This is a genomic window from Streptomyces sp. CB02009, assembly GCF_001905825.1.
GTDB lineage: Bacteria > Actinomycetota > Actinomycetes > Streptomycetales > Streptomycetaceae > Streptomyces.
Genome location: NZ_LIVV01000006.1, coordinates 630,614 through 645,453 on the forward strand (window position 1 = coordinate 630,614; position 14,840 = coordinate 645,453).

Annotated in this window: 15 protein-coding genes; 11 read left to right on the top strand and 4 right to left on the bottom strand. The window is 72.0% G+C overall.

The genetic code is table 11. The features are described 5' to 3' along the window. The first annotated feature begins 55 nt into the window (after positions 1–55). The 4 genes from ispG to AMK27_RS26625 all read left to right on the top strand — a co-directional run bounded on the left by ispG (position 56) and on the right by AMK27_RS26625 (position 4,557). Positions 56–1,213, top strand: a complete 1,158-nt coding sequence (gene ispG, locus AMK27_RS26610) for a flavodoxin-dependent (E)-4-hydroxy-3-methylbut-2-enyl-diphosphate synthase (protein WP_030322406.1) — start codon at positions 56–58, stop codon at positions 1,211–1,213. A gap of 154 nt (positions 1,214–1,367) precedes the next feature. Next, complete coding sequence (locus AMK27_RS26615) at positions 1,368–2,213, top strand: GNAT family N-acetyltransferase (protein WP_073913052.1); 846 nt, start codon at positions 1,368–1,370, stop codon at positions 2,211–2,213. A gap of 28 nt (positions 2,214–2,241) precedes the next feature. Next, complete coding sequence (locus AMK27_RS26620; RefSeq protein ID WP_073913055.1) at positions 2,242–2,787, top strand: GNAT family N-acetyltransferase; 546 nt, start codon at positions 2,242–2,244, stop codon at positions 2,785–2,787. 69 nt (positions 2,788–2,856) lie between these two features. Then, positions 2,857–4,557 carry a proline--tRNA ligase gene (locus AMK27_RS26625; protein WP_073913058.1) on the top strand — a complete coding sequence of 567 codons (1,701 nt, stop codon included), beginning with the start codon at positions 2,857–2,859 and terminating at the stop codon, positions 4,555–4,557. 88 nt (positions 4,558–4,645) lie between these two features. On the opposite strand, the gene AMK27_RS26630 is transcribed toward AMK27_RS26625, so the two are convergent. Genes AMK27_RS26630 through AMK27_RS26645 form a run of 4 tightly spaced genes read right to left on the bottom strand, consistent with a single transcriptional unit; the run spans position 4,646 to position 7,639 of the window. After that, on the bottom strand, positions 4,646–5,656 hold the full coding sequence (locus AMK27_RS26630) for a slipin family protein (protein ID WP_073913060.1): 1,011 nt from the start codon (positions 5,654–5,656) through the stop codon (positions 4,646–4,648). A 45-nt stretch (positions 5,657–5,701) separates the two neighbouring features. Further along, a complete protein-coding gene (locus AMK27_RS26635) occupies positions 5,702–6,601 on the bottom strand; it encodes an aminoglycoside phosphotransferase family protein (protein ID WP_073913063.1) in 900 nt (299 codons plus the stop codon). 31 nt (positions 6,602–6,632) lie between these two features. Then, positions 6,633–7,049, bottom strand: a complete 417-nt coding sequence (locus tag AMK27_RS26640; RefSeq protein WP_073913065.1) for a ferritin-like domain-containing protein — start codon at positions 7,047–7,049, stop codon at positions 6,633–6,635. Beyond that, positions 7,046–7,639 carry a hypothetical protein gene (locus tag AMK27_RS26645; RefSeq protein ID WP_073913067.1) on the bottom strand — a complete coding sequence of 198 codons (594 nt, stop codon included), beginning with the start codon at positions 7,637–7,639 and terminating at the stop codon, positions 7,046–7,048. The genes AMK27_RS26640 and AMK27_RS26645 overlap by 4 nt, the downstream gene beginning before the upstream one ends. A gap of 179 nt (positions 7,640–7,818) precedes the next feature. Here AMK27_RS26645 and rimP point away from each other — a divergent pair, with 179 nt between their 5' ends. The 7 genes from rimP (at position 7,819) to truB (ending at position 14,748) form a co-directional block, all read left to right on the top strand. Then, positions 7,819–8,325, top strand: a complete 507-nt coding sequence (gene rimP, locus AMK27_RS26650) for a ribosome maturation factor RimP (RefSeq protein ID WP_073913070.1) — start codon at positions 7,819–7,821, stop codon at positions 8,323–8,325. Positions 8,326–8,327: 2 nt separating this feature from the next. After that, positions 8,328–9,323, top strand: a complete 996-nt coding sequence (nusA, locus tag AMK27_RS26655; protein WP_073913073.1) for a transcription termination factor NusA — start codon at positions 8,328–8,330, stop codon at positions 9,321–9,323. Positions 9,324–9,396: 73 nt separating this feature from the next. Continuing rightward, on the top strand, positions 9,397–9,678 hold the full coding sequence (locus AMK27_RS26660; protein WP_073913076.1) for a YlxR family protein: 282 nt from the start codon (positions 9,397–9,399) through the stop codon (positions 9,676–9,678). Positions 9,679–9,824: 146 nt separating this feature from the next. Continuing rightward, complete coding sequence (gene infB / locus AMK27_RS26665; RefSeq protein ID WP_073913078.1) at positions 9,825–12,938, top strand: translation initiation factor IF-2; 3,114 nt, start codon at positions 9,825–9,827, stop codon at positions 12,936–12,938. 148 nt (positions 12,939–13,086) lie between these two features. Beyond that, positions 13,087–13,380 (top strand): DUF503 domain-containing protein, encoded by a 294-nt coding sequence (locus AMK27_RS26670; RefSeq protein ID WP_073913081.1) that lies wholly within the window; start codon positions 13,087–13,089, stop codon positions 13,378–13,380. 31 nt (positions 13,381–13,411) lie between these two features. Beyond that, positions 13,412–13,852, top strand: a complete 441-nt coding sequence (gene rbfA / locus AMK27_RS26675) for a 30S ribosome-binding factor RbfA (protein ID WP_030322427.1) — start codon at positions 13,412–13,414, stop codon at positions 13,850–13,852. Next, positions 13,849–14,748 carry a tRNA pseudouridine(55) synthase TruB gene (gene truB / locus AMK27_RS26680; RefSeq protein ID WP_073913083.1) on the top strand — a complete coding sequence of 300 codons (900 nt, stop codon included), beginning with the start codon at positions 13,849–13,851 and terminating at the stop codon, positions 14,746–14,748. Before rbfA ends, truB begins: the two co-directional genes overlap by 4 nt. Positions 14,749–14,840 lie beyond the last annotated feature (92 nt).

Genomic DNA, 14,840 nt, shown 5'->3' on the forward strand with positions numbered 1-14,840 from the left:
CGGTAACCTCGGAGACCTGAGCCCGCCGACGCACAACCTTGAGGTTGCACAAAAGATGACCGCGATTTCTCTCGGTATCCCGACCGTCCCGACCCGGCTCGCCGAGCGGCGCAAGAGCCGCCAGATCCAGGTCGGCAGCGTGGCCGTCGGCGGTGACGCTCCCGTCTCCGTGCAGTCGATGACCACGACCCGCACGTCCGACATCGGCGCCACGCTGCAGCAGATCGCCGAGCTGACGGCCTCCGGCTGCCAGATCGTGCGCGTGGCCTGCCCCACCCAGGACGACGCCGACGCCCTCGCGGTCATCGCGCGGAAGTCGCAGATCCCGGTGATCGCCGACATCCACTTCCAGCCGAAGTACGTCTTCGCGGCGATCGACGCCGGCTGCGCGGCCGTCCGCGTCAACCCCGGCAACATCAAGCAGTTCGACGACAAGGTCAAGGAGATCGCCAAGGCGGCCTCCGACGCCCGCACCCCGATCCGCATCGGCGTCAACGCCGGCTCGCTCGACGCGCGCCTGCTCAAGAAGTACGGCCGTGCCACCCCCGAGGCGCTCGTCGAGTCCGCCCTGTGGGAGGCGTCCCTCTTCGAGGAGCACGGCTTCCGCGACATCAAGATCTCGGTCAAGCACAACGACCCGGTGATCATGGTCGAGGCCTACCGCCAGCTCGCCGCCCAGTGCGACTACCCGCTGCACCTCGGCGTCACCGAGGCGGGCCCCGCCTTCCAGGGCACCATCAAGTCGGCCGTCGCCTTCGGCGCGCTGCTCTCGCAGGGCATCGGCGACACCATCCGCGTCTCCCTCTCCGCCCCGCCGGCCGAGGAGATCAAGGTCGGCATGCAGATCCTGGAGTCGCTGAACCTGCGCCAGCGCCGCCTGGAGATCGTCTCCTGCCCGTCCTGCGGCCGCGCCCAGGTCGACGTCTACAAGCTCGCGGAGGAGGTCACCGCCGGCCTCGACGGCATGACCGTCCCGCTGCGCGTCGCCGTCATGGGCTGCGTCGTGAACGGCCCGGGCGAGGCCCGCGAGGCCGACCTCGGCGTCGCCTCCGGCAACGGCAAGGGCCAGATCTTCGTGAAGGGCGAGGTCATCAAGACCGTCCCCGAGTCGAAGATCGTCGAGACCCTCATCGAAGAGGCGCTGAAGATCGCCGAGCAGATGGAGAAGGACGGCGTCGCCAGCGGCGAGCCGTCGGTCGCCGTCGCGGGCTGAGCCTTCCGGCTCCTCACGGGACCGGCTCCCGTCTCCCGTCGAAGCCCCCTCCTCCCTCCGGGGAGGAGGGGGCTTCGTGTGCGGGAAGGGCCCCGCCACAGGCGAGGGGGGTAAAGTGCGGAGACCACGTAGAACCGTACGGTGAGGCCCCCTCGTGCTGACACACCCCGCCACCCGGGTCCTCGAACCCGCCGACCTCGGCGCCGCACTCGCCGTTCTGGAGAGCGCCCCCGTCGAGAACGCCTTCGTGACCGCCCGCGTCCAGGTCGCCGGACTCGATCCCTGGCGGCTCGGCGGCGAGATGTGGGGCTGGTACAGCGAGGGGCGGCTGCGGTCGCTCTGCTACTCCGGTGCCAACCTCGTCCCGCTCTGCGCGACGCCCGAGGCGGTGCGCGCCTTCGCCGACCGTGCGCGCAGGACCGGCCGCCGCTGTTCCTCGATCGTCGGCCCCGCCGAACCCACCACCGAGCTGTGGCGGCTCCTGGAGCCCAGCTGGGGCCCCGCGCGGGACGTCCGCGCCCGGCAGCCGCTGATGGTCGCGGAGGAGCCCTCCACGGCCGTCGCGCCCGACCCGCTCGTGCGCCGCGTCCGCAAGGACGAGATGGAAGTGATCATGCCCGCGTGCGTGGCCATGTTCACCGAGGAGGTCGGCATCTCCCCGCTCGCCAACGACGGCGGACTGCTCTACCAGGCCCGGGTCGCCGAGCTCGTCGGCTCCGGCCGCTCCTTCGCCCGCATCGAGGACGGCAAGGTGGTCTTCAAGGCGGAGATCGGCGCCGCCACCCGCCAGGCCTGCCAGATCCAGGGCGTCTGGGTCGCCCCCGAGCACCGCGGCAAGGGCCTCTCCGAGTCGGGCATGGCAGCCGTCCTCCAGTACGCCCTGGCGGACGTCGCACCCGTCGTCAGCCTGTACGTGAACGACTACAACACCCCGGCGAGGGCCTCGTACCGCCGTGTCGGCTTCCAGGAGACCGGTGCCTTCATGAGCGTGCTGTTCTGAGGCCCCGGCCGCTTGTAGGGTGCGCCGCATGGATGACGCAGAGGTCATGATCGGACCGGTCAATCTCGCCGCCCGGGTGGACGAGGCACTCGCCGTGCAGGCGCTCGCCTTCGGCCTGGACGCGGACGAGGTCGCCGTACGCCGCCACATCGTGCTGCGCCACCTGCTCAGCCCCGGCGCCCGCGCCTACGGGGCCACCACCCCCGAGGGGAGACTCGTCGGATTCGTGTACGGGATGCCCAACGACCGGGGCCACTGGTGGTCCACCGTCGTCGAGGCGTACCTGCGCGCCACCGGCACCGTCGACTGGCTCGACGACTCCTTCGTGATCACCGAACTCCACGTCCACCCCGGCTACCAGGGGCGCGGCGTCGGCCGCGAGCTGATCACCACCATCACCGACGAGTCCGCCCAGCCGCGCTCGATCCTCTCCGCCATCGACACCGACAGCCCGGCCCGCGGCCTCTACCGCTCCCTCGGCTACCAGGACCTCGCCCGCCAGGTGCACTTCCCGAGCGCGGTCCGCCCGTACGCCGTCATGGGCGCGTCGCTGCCGCTCAAGCGCCGGAACTGATTTCTCCGACCCGGGGAGGCCCGGCTAATCTCGGGGCCATCATCCTTACCCGGCAGGAGTACGAGAACCATGGCCAACGCACCGGTCCAGCGCATGTCCCAGTTGATGGCGAAGACGCTGCGCGACGACCCGGCCGACGCCGAGGTCCTCAGCCACAAGCTCCTCGTCCGCGCCGGCTACGTGCGCCGCACCGCCGCCGGCATCTGGAGCTGGCTGCCCCTGGGCAAGAAGGTCCTCACCAACATCGAGCGCATCGTCCGCGAGGAGATGGACGCGATCGGCGCGCAGGAGGTCACCCTCCCCGCGCTGCTGCCGCGTGAGCCGTACGAGGCGACGGGCCGCTGGGACGAGTACGGCGCCGAGCTCTTCCGCCTCCAGGACCGCAAGGGCGGCGACTACCTCCTCGGCCCGACGCACGAGGAGATCTTCACGCTCCTGGTCAAGGACCAGTGCTCCTCGTACAAGGACCTGCCGGTCATCCTGTACCAGATCCAGAACAAGTTCCGTGACGAGGCCCGCCCCCGCGCCGGCATCCTGCGCGGCCGCGAGTTCCTGATGAAGGACTCGTACTCCTTCGACACCGAGGACGAGGGCCTCGCCCGGTCCTACGCCCTGCACCGCCAGGCCTACCAGCGGGTCTTCGAGCGCCTCGGCCTCGACTACCGCATCGTCGCGGCCACCGCCGGCGCCATGGGCGGCTCGAAGTCCGAGGAGTTCCTGGCCCCGGCCGAGGCCGGCGAGGACACCTTCGCCGACTGCCCCAACTGCGACTTCGCGGCGAACACCGAGGCCGTCTCGTACGTGCTCGCGCCGGTCGACGGCTCGGCCGTCGCGGCCGCCGAGGAGATCCCCACCCCGGACACCCCCACGATCGAGACCCTGGCCGCCTCCCTCGGCGTCCCGGCCTCCGCCACGCTGAAGAACCTCCTCGTGAAGGTCGACGGCGAGATCGTCGCCGTGGGCGTCCCGGGCGACCGCGAGGTCGACATGGGCAAGGTCGAGGACCACTTCGCGCCGGCCGTCGTCGAGATGGTCACCGAGACGGACTTCGCCGAGCGCGCCGACCTCGTACGGGGCTACGTCGGCCCGCAGGGCCTGGAGAAGGTCACGTACATCGCCGACCCGCGCGTGGCGCCGGGCACCGCGTGGATCACCGGCGCCAACAAGGACGGCATGCACACGAAGAACGTCGTCGCGGGCCGTGACTTCGAGGTCGAGGAGTACGTCGACGTCGTCGTGGTCGAGGAGGGCGACCCGTGCCCCAAGTGCGGCACCGGCCTCACGCTGGACCGCGCCATCGAGATCGGCCACATCTTCCAGCTGGGCCGCAAGTACGCCGACGCCCTCAAGCTCGACGTCCTCGGCCAGAACGGCAAGCCCGTCCGCGTGACCATGGGCTCGTACGGCATCGGCGTCTCGCGCGCCGTCGCCGCGCTGGCGGAGCAGACCGCCGACGAGAAGGGCCTGTGCTGGCCGGCCGAGGTCGCCCCGGCCGACGTCCACGTCGTCGCCGCGGGCAAGGCCCTCCAGACCGAGCTGGCCCTGGAGGTCTCCGACAAGCTGTCCGCCGCGGGCCTCCGGGTCCTGGTCGACGACCGCGCGGGCGTCTCGCCCGGCGTCAAGTTCACCGACGCGGAGCTCATGGGCGTCCCGAAGATCCTGGTCGCCGGCCGCCGCGCGGCCGAGGGCGTCGTGGAGCTGAAGGACCGCCGGACGGGCGACCGCGAGGAACTGACGGTCGACGAGGCGCTCGCCCGCCTGACCGCCTGAGAGCGGGAGACATGAGGGAGGGGCGGGGGCCGGAAGGCTCCCGCCCCTCCTGTCGTGCCGACGGGCTGTCGTGCCGGCGTGGGGACGCTCAGGCGCCGTCCTCCGGCGGTGCCGGGTCGACCGACGCCCCCGTCAGGTCGCCCACCGGCTCCACACCCTCCGCCGCGTGGGCCGCGCCCTTCAGGTACGCGTCACTGACCGGCGGCTTCGGCGTGGCCGGCGACGTGCCCGGCGGCATGGCAGGCGCCGCGGGCGCCTCGCTCACGGCGGTCGGGGGCGCCTCGACCGCGGCCGCCGGGGCGGGCTCCGCGGGCGCCTCGCTCCCGGCCGCCTGGGGCCCCGCCGTCGACCGTTCCAGGAACCGCAGCAGTTCCACCGGGAAGGGCAGCACCAGCGTCGAGTTCTTCTCCGCCGCGACGGCCACCACCGTCTGCAGCAGCCGCAGCTGCAGCGCCGCCGGCTGGTCGGACATCACCGCCGCCGCCTCCGCCAGCTTCTTCGAGGCCTGCAGCTCCGCGTCCGCGTTGATCACCCGCGCCCGGCGCTCCCGGTCCGCCTCCGCCTGCCGGGCCATCGACCGCTTCATCGTCTCCGGCAGGGAGACGTCCTTGATCTCGACGCGGTCGATCTGCACGCCCCAGCCGATCGCGGGGGAGTCCAGCATCAGCTCCAGGCCCTGGTTGAGCTTCTCCCGGTTCGACAGCAGGTCGTCGAGATCGCTCTTGCCGATGATCGACCGCAGGGACGTCTGCGCCATCTGCGAGACCGCGAACTTGTAGTCCTCGACCCGGATCAGCGCCTCCGCCGCGTCGACGACCTTGAAGTAGACGACGGCGTCGACCCGCACGGTCACGTTGTCCCGGGTGATGCCCTCCTGCGCGGGCACGGGCATCGTGACGATCTGCATGTTCACCTTGTGCAGGCGGTCCACAACCGGAACGATCATCGTGAAACCGGGTGCCCGCACGTCGTCGCGCAGCCGCCCGAAGCGGAAGACGACCCCTCGCTCGTACTGCTTCACGACCCGCGCGGCCGCACCCGCGTACACGGCCGTCGCCGCCGCCGCGCCGGCCACGGCCACCAGCAGCTCTTCGATCATCACGGCCCCCTGGATTGAGCCGAACGGTACAGAAAGGGTATTCCCCTACAGCCAGCTCGCGAACTCCAGAAGCAGCTCGGCATCCTGCCGCCGCCCCGCCGTCAGCGCCCGCGTGCCCGACTCGACCGCGCGGAACAGCGTCCAGCCGCGCAGCCGCTCCCGGTCGAGGTCCAGGGAGTCGGCCAGCTTGTTGACCCGCCGCCGGGCCGCAGAGGCGCCCGAGGACGCGGCCACCAGGTCCTCGACCCGGTCCCGTACGAGCCGGGCGAGGTCGTACGCCCGCTCACCGACCAGCGGCTCGGGTCCCACGGCCAGCCAGGGAGCCCGGTCGCCGCCGAGGACCTTGCCCTGCCGGAAGTTCCCGTGCAGCAGCACCGTCTCCGAGGAGCCGGCCAGCAGCTCCTCGCGCGCCGCGAGCGCCGCCGTCGTCAGCTCGGCGGTCGCCGCCCCGGTCAGGTGGGGGGCCATCGCCGCCGCCTGCCGGGCGGTCCGCTCGGCGACCGTCTCGAAGCCGTGCTCCGCCGCCGGCTCGACCCACAGCTTGCGTACGGTCCCGGCCGCCTCCAGGAGCGCCTTCGCCTCCGGGAGCGAGCGCAGCGAGACCTCGGGGTGCAGCCGTTCGAGGACGAGCGCGCCCTCCGCGGCCTCGTCGAGGAGCTGGACCGCGCCCCAGCCGTTCCAGTGCGCGAGCGCGTCCCGCTCCAGGTCCGGCCGGGCGAACGCGGGCGCGATCTTGAGCGCGGCGGGGGAGCCGTCGGGCCGCCGGACGAGCACGACCAGGCTGCTGCGTCCGCCGGGCGCCATCACCCGTTCGCTGTCCAGGGAGGCGCGGTCGAGCACCTGACCGGCGAGCTCGGGCAGTGTCCCGAGCCACTCGGCCGCCGCGGCGTCCCCGTACGTCTCACCGAGCGTCCTGATCAGTCGCTGCGGCGGTTCGAAACCCATGCGTACGTTGTTCCTTCGGTCGGGGCGGGGCTCACACCCGCTCGGCGAGCCCAGGAAAGGTTACGTCGCTGCCGCGCCAGCGGACCGCGCGTACCGCCGCCTCCCGCAGCGCGGCGGCCGCCTCGCGGCGCCGGGCGCCCTCGGTGGCCCGGACGAGGTCGGAGTAGACCCCGGCCACCCGGTCCTCCAGGACGGCCGCGAGCCGTACGGCGCCGGCCGGGTCCGCGACCCGGAAGGGCAGCTCGTACGCGGCGGCCGCCACCACCGGAGTGCCGCCGAGGTCGCGCACGCTGCGGCGCAGCGTGTCCCTGCGGGCCCGGTGCGCCTCGTACGCGGCGGTGGCCTCGGCCCGCCGTTCCGTACCGATCCGGCCGCCGACGACCCCGTAGCCGTACACCGCGGCGTGTTCGGCGGCCAGTGCGGCCTGGGCCGCGTCGAGGGCGCTCATGCCCGGGCTCCTTCGGTCAGCAGGTAGGAGTGGGCGGCGCCCGCGGCTGCCACGGAGGCCAGGAGCCTGGCGTACTCGGGCGGGGCGGTGACCAGGGCGGCGGTGTGGGTGTCGGAGGTGGTGCGTTCGGCCGCCGCGAGCTCGTTCAGCGCGGTCCGGGGGTCGGCAGCCACGGGCGCGGGGGACGGCGCGGGCCGCGCGGAGGCGGAAGCGGAAGCGGAGGCGGAGGCGGAAGCGGTGGTGGTGGTGGCCGTGGGCGACGGGGCGGCCGTCGCCGGGCGCACCGTCGTACCGCCCTCGCCGAGCGCCTTCACGTGCGCCGCCACGGAGCGTCGCAGCGGGGTCAGCCGGGGGGCGAGGGCCGGATGGGCGGCGAGTGCGGCGTCGTAACGTTCCAGCAGGCTCCTGGAGGCGGTCACGGAGCGCAGCCGCAGGGCGGCCTCGGCGCGCGCCACCCGTTCGGCCTCGACCTCGGCCGCGCCGGGCTTCCGGGGGCCGGGTTCCTCGGCGGCGGTGCAGCCCGGGAGCGCCGTCGCGGCGGCGGCCGCGATGCCCGCCGTCAGGAGTGCGCGCCTGCCCGTCGTCGTCACGCTCTCTCCCTCAGCCGTGGTACGTCGTCGAAGATCGTCGGGATCACCGCAGGCGAGCGTACCCGCGGGCCCCGGGGCGGTGGACGGCAACACCCTCCCGGACCGGATACCCTTTGGTCTGACACGCGAGGAAGACGCGACGAACCCACAACAGCACACGCGGCCGAGGAGTCACCCGGATGAGCACCACCCAGAGCGACAGGCTGCGCGGACTCGTGGAGCCGCTCGTCCAGGCGAAGGACCTGGACCTCGAGGAGATCGAGGTGTCCCGGGCCGGCCGCCGCGGACTGCTGAGGATCGTCGTCGACTCGGACGAGGGCGTGGAACTGGACGCCTGCGCCGAGCTGAGCCGCGCGATCTCCGAGAAGCTCGACGAGACCGACGCGATGGGCGAGGGCGAGTACGTCCTCGAAGTCAGCTCCCCCGGCGCCGACCGCCCGCTGAGCGAGCACCGCCACTACGTGCGGGCCACCGGCCGCCTCGCCAAGCTCCAGCTGAGCACCGACGGCGCCGCCGAGGAACTGGTCGCGCGGATCCTGGCCGTGGACGAGGACGGCCTCGACCTCGAAGTGCCGGGCGTGAAGGGGCGCAAGCCCACCGCCCGCCGGGTCGCGTTCGCCGACATCGTCAAGGCGCGTGTCGAGATCGAGTTCAACCGCAAGGACAAGAAGGAAGAGGAGGCGTAGCCGTGGACATCGACGTGAAGCTGCTCAAGGGCTTGGCGCATGAGAAGGAGATCTCCTTCGACCTGCTGGTCGAGGCGATCGAGTCGGCCCTCCTCATCGCCTACCACCGCACCCCCGACGCCCGCCGCCACGCGCGTGTGGAGCTGGACCGGCTCACCGGTCACGTGACGGTGTGGGCGAAGGAAGACCCCTCCGATCTGGAGGAGGGCCAGGAGCCCAAGGACTTCGACGACACCCCGTCGGACTTCGGCCGGATCGCGGCGAGCACCGCCCGCCAGGTGATCCAGCAGCGTCTGCGGGACGCCGAGAACGACGTGACGTTCGGCGAGTACGCGCGCCGCGAGGGCGACGTCGTCGCCGGTGTGGTGCAGCAGGGCAAGGACCCGAAGAACGTCCTGGTCCGGCTGGACGACAAGCTGGAGGCCATCCTCCCGGTGCAGGAGCAGGTGCCGGGCGAGGACTACACGCACGGTCTGCGGCTGCGGACGTACGTCGTCCGGGTGGCGAAGGGTGTCCGCGGTCCGTCCGTCACCCTGTCGCGCACCCACCCCAATCTGGTGAAGAAGCTCTTCGCCCTCGAGGTGCCCGAGATCGCCGACGGCTCGGTCGAGATCGCGGCCATCGCCCGTGAGGCCGGTCACCGCACCAAGATCGCCGTCCGTTCCACCCGTTCGGGCCTGAACCCGAAGGGCGCCTGCATCGGCCCGATGGGCAGCCGCGTCCGCAACGTGATGGCGGAGCTGCTCGGCGAGAAGATCGACATCGTCGACTGGTCGGACGACCCGGCGGAGATGGTGGCGAACGCGCTCTCCCCGGCGCGGGTGTCCCGGGTCGAGGTCGTCGACATGGCGGCCCGTTCCGCCCGGGTGACGGTGCCGGACTACCAGCTGTCGCTGGCGATCGGCAAGGAGGGCCAGAACGCCCGCCTCGCCGCCCGTCTCACCGGCTGGCGGATCGACATCCGTCCCGACACGGAGCCGAGCGGTCCGGAGGACTGAGACCGTTTTTGGCCAACAACTGTTCGATTCTTGCCCCAAACAGGTGAGGTCGGTACGGGGAGGTAGACTTATCGTGTCTGGCCGGACGCATGCCCGTGCGTGCCCTGAGCGAACCTGTGTGGGATGCCGGGTGCGAGCGGCCAAGAGCGATCTGCTGCGGATCGTGGTGAGCAAGGACGAATGCGTTCCTGATCATCGCGGTACGCTGCCCGGCCGGGGTGCGTACGTGCACCCCGCCGTGGCTTGTCTCGACCTGGCGGTCCGCCGCCGAGCGTTTCCCAGGGCCTTCAGGGTCCAGGGCCCGCTCGACACGGCGGAACTACGTCACCACGTCGAACGGCCGGCACCGCAGTGAAGAAGTACGGCACGGAACACCGTGCGGTCAGGTACCTCGCGAGTTGGAAGTAGGTCGAGATTGCGATGAGCACTCGATGAGTACGCGATGAGTACGCCCATGAAGTAGCGACGGTCCGGCGGTAACCCGGACCTCAAAGGAGCGAAGTGGCTAAGGTCCGGGTATACGAACTCGCCAAGGAGTTCGGCGTGGAGAGCAAGGTCGTCATGGCCAAGCTCCAAGAACTCGGTGAATTCGTCCGTTCGGCGTCCTCGACGATCGAGGCGCCGGTCGTGCGCAAGTTGACTGACGCTTTGCAGGGTCCCGGCGGCAACGCCGGCAAGACCGCTGCCAAGCCCGGGGCGCCTCGCAAGGCCGCCCCCTCCAAGCCCGCGGCGCCTTCTCCGGCCGCCGCGGCACGTCCCGCTGCCCCCAAGCCCGGCGCACCGGCCCCCAAGCCGGCCCCCGCCGCGCCCGCGGCGCCGGCTCCGGTCACTCCGGCCGCGCCCGCGAGCAGCACCCCCTCTCCGGCTCCGGCCGCCTCGGGCCCCCGCCCGGGCCCGAAGCCCGCGCCCAAGCCGGTCACCCCGGCTCCGGCCGCGCCCGAGTTCACCGCGCCGCCGGCGGCTCCCGCCGCCGGTCAGCGCCCCGGTGGCGCCGCCCAGGGACCCCGTCCCACCGGCGACCGCCCCGAGCGTCCGGCCCGTCCGGGTCAGGGCGCACCGCGTCCGCAGGGCCAGGGTGCCCCGCGTCCGCAGGGCCAGGGCGCTCCCCGTCCGGGCGGTGCCCGTCCGGCCGGCCCGCGTCCGGGCAACAACCCCTTCACCTCGGGTGGCTCCACCGGCATGGCGCGTCCGCAGACGCCCCGTCCCGGTGGCGGCGCTCCCCGTCCCGGCGGCCCCGGTGCCCCGCAGGGCGGCGCCCCGCGTCCGCAGGGCGGCCCCGGCGGCGCCCCGCGCCCGCAGGGTCAGGGCGGCGCCCGTCCCACCCCCGGTGGGATGCCCCGTCCGCAGGCTCCCCGTCCGGGCGGCGCGCCCGGCGGTAACCGTCCGAACCCGGGCATGATGCCGCAGCGTCCCGCTGCCGGCCCGCGTCCCGGTCCCGGCGGCGGTGGCCGTGGTCCCGGCGGCCCCGGCGGCCGTCCGGGTGGTCCCGGCGGTGGCGGCGGCGGTCGACCCGGCTTCGCCGGTCGTCCGGCCGGTCCCGGCGGTGGCGGCGGCGGCTTCGCCGGCCGTCCCGGTGGTCCCGGTGGCGGCGGCGGTCGTCCGGGTGGTCCCGGCGGCGGTGGCGGCGGCTTCGGCGGTCGTCCCGGTGGCTTCGGCGGCCGTCCCGGCGGTCCGGGTGGCCGTGGTGGCACGCAGGGCGCCTTCGGTCGTCCCGGCGGTCCCGCGCGTCGCGGTCGCAAGTCGAAGCGTCAGAGGCGCCAGGAGTACGAGGCCATGCAGGCCCCGTCCGTGGGCGGCGTGATGCTCCCGCGCGGTGCCGGCGAGGTCATCCGCCTGTCGCGCGGTGCCTCCCTCACCGACTTCGCCGAGAAGATCGGCGCCAACCCGGCGTCGCTCGTCGCGGTGATGATGAACCTCGGTGAGATGGTCACGGCCACGCAGTCCGTCTCCGACGACACGCTGACGATGCTCGGCGAGGAGATGAACTACACCGTTCAGATCGTCTCGCCGGAGGAGGAGGACCGCGAGCTCCTCGAGTCCTTCGACATCGAGTTCGGCGAGGACGAGGGCGGCGAAGAGGCTCTGGTCTCCCGTCCGCCGGTCGTCACCGTCATGGGTCACGTCGACCACGGTAAGACCCGACTGCTCGACGCGATCCGCAAGACGAACGTCGTCGCGGGCGAGGCCGGTGGCATCACGCAGGGCATCGGTGCCTACCAGGTGGGCACCGAGGTCAACGGCGAGGACCGCAAGATCACCTTCATCGACACCCCGGGTCACGAGGCGTTCACCGCCATGCGTGCCCGTGGTGCGAAGTCGACCGACATCGCGATCCTCGTGGTCGCGGCCAACGACGGCGTCATGCCGCAGACGATCGAGGCGCTCAACCACGCCAAGGCCGCCGGCGTCCCGATCGTCGTCGCGGTCAACAAGATCGACGTCGAGGGTGCGGACCCGACCAAGGTCCGTGGTCAGCTGACCGAGTTCGGTCTGGTGGCCGAGGAGTACGGCGGCGACACGATGTTCGTCGACATCTCCGCCAAGCAGGGTCTGCACATCGACTCCCTGCTGGAGGCCGTCGTCCTCACCGCCGACGCCTCGCTCGACCTGCGGGCCAACCCGAACCAGGACGCGCAGGGTATTGCGATCGAGTCGCACCTCGACCGTGGTCGCGGTGCCGTCTCGACCGTCCTGGTCCAGCGCGGAACGCTGCGCATCGGCGACACCGTGGTGGTCGGCGACGCGTACGGCCGTGTCCGGGCGATGCTCGACGACAAGGGCAACAACGTCGAGGAGGCGACCCCGTCGACTCCCGTCCTGGTCCTGGGTCTCACCAACGTCCCGGGTGCCGGCGACAACCTCCTGGTTGTCGACGAGGACCGTACGGCCCGTCAGATCGCCGAGAAGCGCGCTGCGCGTGAGCGCAACGCCGCCTTCGCCAAGCGCGTCCGCCGGGTGTCCCTCGAGGACCTCGACAAGGTGCTCAAGGCCGGTCTCGTCCAGGAACTCAACCTCATCATCAAGGGCGACGCGTCCGGTGCGGTCGAGGCCCTGGAGGCTTCGCTGCTCCAGCTCGACGTCGGCGAAGAGGTCGACATCCGTGTCCTGCACCGCGGTGTGGGTGCGGTCACCGAGTCGGACATCGACCTGGCCATGGGCTCCGACGCCATCGTCATCGGCTACAACGTCCGTGCGGCCGGCCGTGCCGCGCAGATGGCGGAGCGCGAGGGCGTCGACGTCCGGTACTACTCGGTCATCTACCAGGCGATCGAGGAGATCGAGGCGGCGCTCAAGGGCCTCCTCAAGCCGGAGTACGAAGAGGTCGAGCTCGGTACGGCGGAGATCCGCGAGGTCTTCCGCTCGTCCAAGCTGGGCAACATCGCCGGTGTCCTCATCCGCTCCGGCGAGGTCAAGCGCAACACCAAGGCGCGCCTCGTCCGCGACGGCAAGGTCATCGCCGAGGACCTCACGATCCACGGTCTGCGCCGCTTCAAGGACGACGTCACCGAGATCCGCGAAGGCTTCGAGGGCGGTATCAACCTCGGAAACTTCAACGACATCAAGATCGACGACGTCATCGCGACGTACGAGATGCGCGAGAAGCCGCGCGCCTGATCGCGTCCGATCGCAGCAGTGAGCCGGGGCCGGTCGGCGGAAACTATTCCGTCGATCGGCCCCGGCCGTTGCGTGTACGGTTTCGGATGTCCCCGCCGAGTGGTCGGCGGGCACACCGAACCCGAACCGGCGGGACATCCGGACATACATGTACGTGGGGACACTGTCCTTCGATCTGCTCCTCGGCGACGTTCGTTCGTTGAAGGAGAAACGCTCCGTCGTCAAGCCGATCGTCGCCGAGCTCCAGCGGAAGTTCGCGGTGAGCGTGGCGGAGGTCAGCGGCCAGGACCTCCATCGACGGGCCGAGATCGGCGTCGCGATGGTGTCGGGGGACCCGGGACACCTCAGCGACGTACTGGACCGGTGCGAGCGGCTCGTCGCCGCCCGCCCCGAGGTGGAGCTGCTGTCGGTGCGCCGCAGGCTCCACACTGATGAAGACTGATGTTGAGCAAGGCAAAGAAGGAGAAGGACCAGTGGCCGACAACGCGCGGGCGAAGAAGCTGGCAGACCTCATCCGGGAGGTGGTCGCCGAGAAGCTGCAGCGCGGCATCAAGGACCCCCGCCTGGGCACGCACGTGACCATCACGGACACCCGTGTCACCGGCGACCTGCGGGAGGCCACGGTCTTCTACACGGTCTACGGCGACGACGAGGAGCGGGCGAGCGCAGCCGCCGGGCTGGAGAGCGCCAAGGGCATCCTCCGTTCGGCCGTGGGCCGCGCGGCCGGGACCAAGTTCACCCCGACCCTGGCCTTCGTGGCCGACGCCCTCCCGGAGAACGCCAAGACCATCGAGGACCTCCTCGACAAGGCGCGGGCCTCGGACGCCCAGGTGAGGGAGGCGTCCTCGGGCGCCCACTTCGCCGGCGACGCCGACCCCTACAAGAAGCCGGGCGAGGACGAAGCCGCCGAATGAGCAACGCAGCAAAGACTCCCGACGGACTTGTCATCGTCGACAAGCCGTCGGGATTCACCTCGCACGACGTCGTGGCCAAGATGCGCGGGATCGCCAGGACCCGCCGGGTCGGCCACGCCGGCACGCTCGACCCCATGGCCACCGGCGTCCTCGTCCTCGGCGTGGAGCGGGCGACCAAGCTCCTCGGTCACCTCGCGCTGACCGAGAAGGAGTACCTGGGCACCATCCGCCTGGGCCAGACGACGATCACCGACGACGCCGAGGGCGAGATCACGGCCTCCGTCGACGCCTCCAAGGTGACCCGCGAGGGCATCGACGCGGGCGTCGCCGAGCTGACCGGCGCCATCATGCAGGTGCCGTCGAAGGTCTCCGCGATCAAGATCGACGGCAAGCGGTCGTACGCCCGCGTGCGCGGCGGCGAGGAGTTCGAGATCCCGGCCCGCCCGGTCACCGTCTCGTCCTTCCGGGTGTACGACGTCCGTGAGGCGACCGCCGAGGACGGCACCCCCGTCGTCGACCTGGTCGTCTCCGTCGTCTGCTCCTCCGGTACGTACATCCGGGCGCTCGCCCGGGACCTCGGCGCCGGCCTCGGCGTGGGCGGCCATCTCACCGCACTGCGCCGCACCCGGGTCGGCCCGTACAAGCTGGACTCGGCGAAGACGCTCGACCAGCTCCAGGAGGAGCTGACGGTCATGCCGGTCGCCGACGCGGCCGCGGCGGCGTTCCCCCGGTGGGACGTCGACGAGAAGCGGGCCAAGCTGCTGCTCAACGGCGTCCGCCTGGAGATGCCGGAGTACCCGGCGGGACCCGTCGCGGTCTACGGGCCCGGGGGGACGCTCCTCGCGCTCGTGGAGGACCAGCGGGGCAAGGCCAAGAGCCTCGCCGTCTTCGGCTGATCCGAGCCGGTTCCGAGCCCGTCGTCGGCTCACCGTGAGGGCGGGCACGCACGCGTGCCCGCCCTCACGTGTTTCCCCCTTGCTTCCCCCTG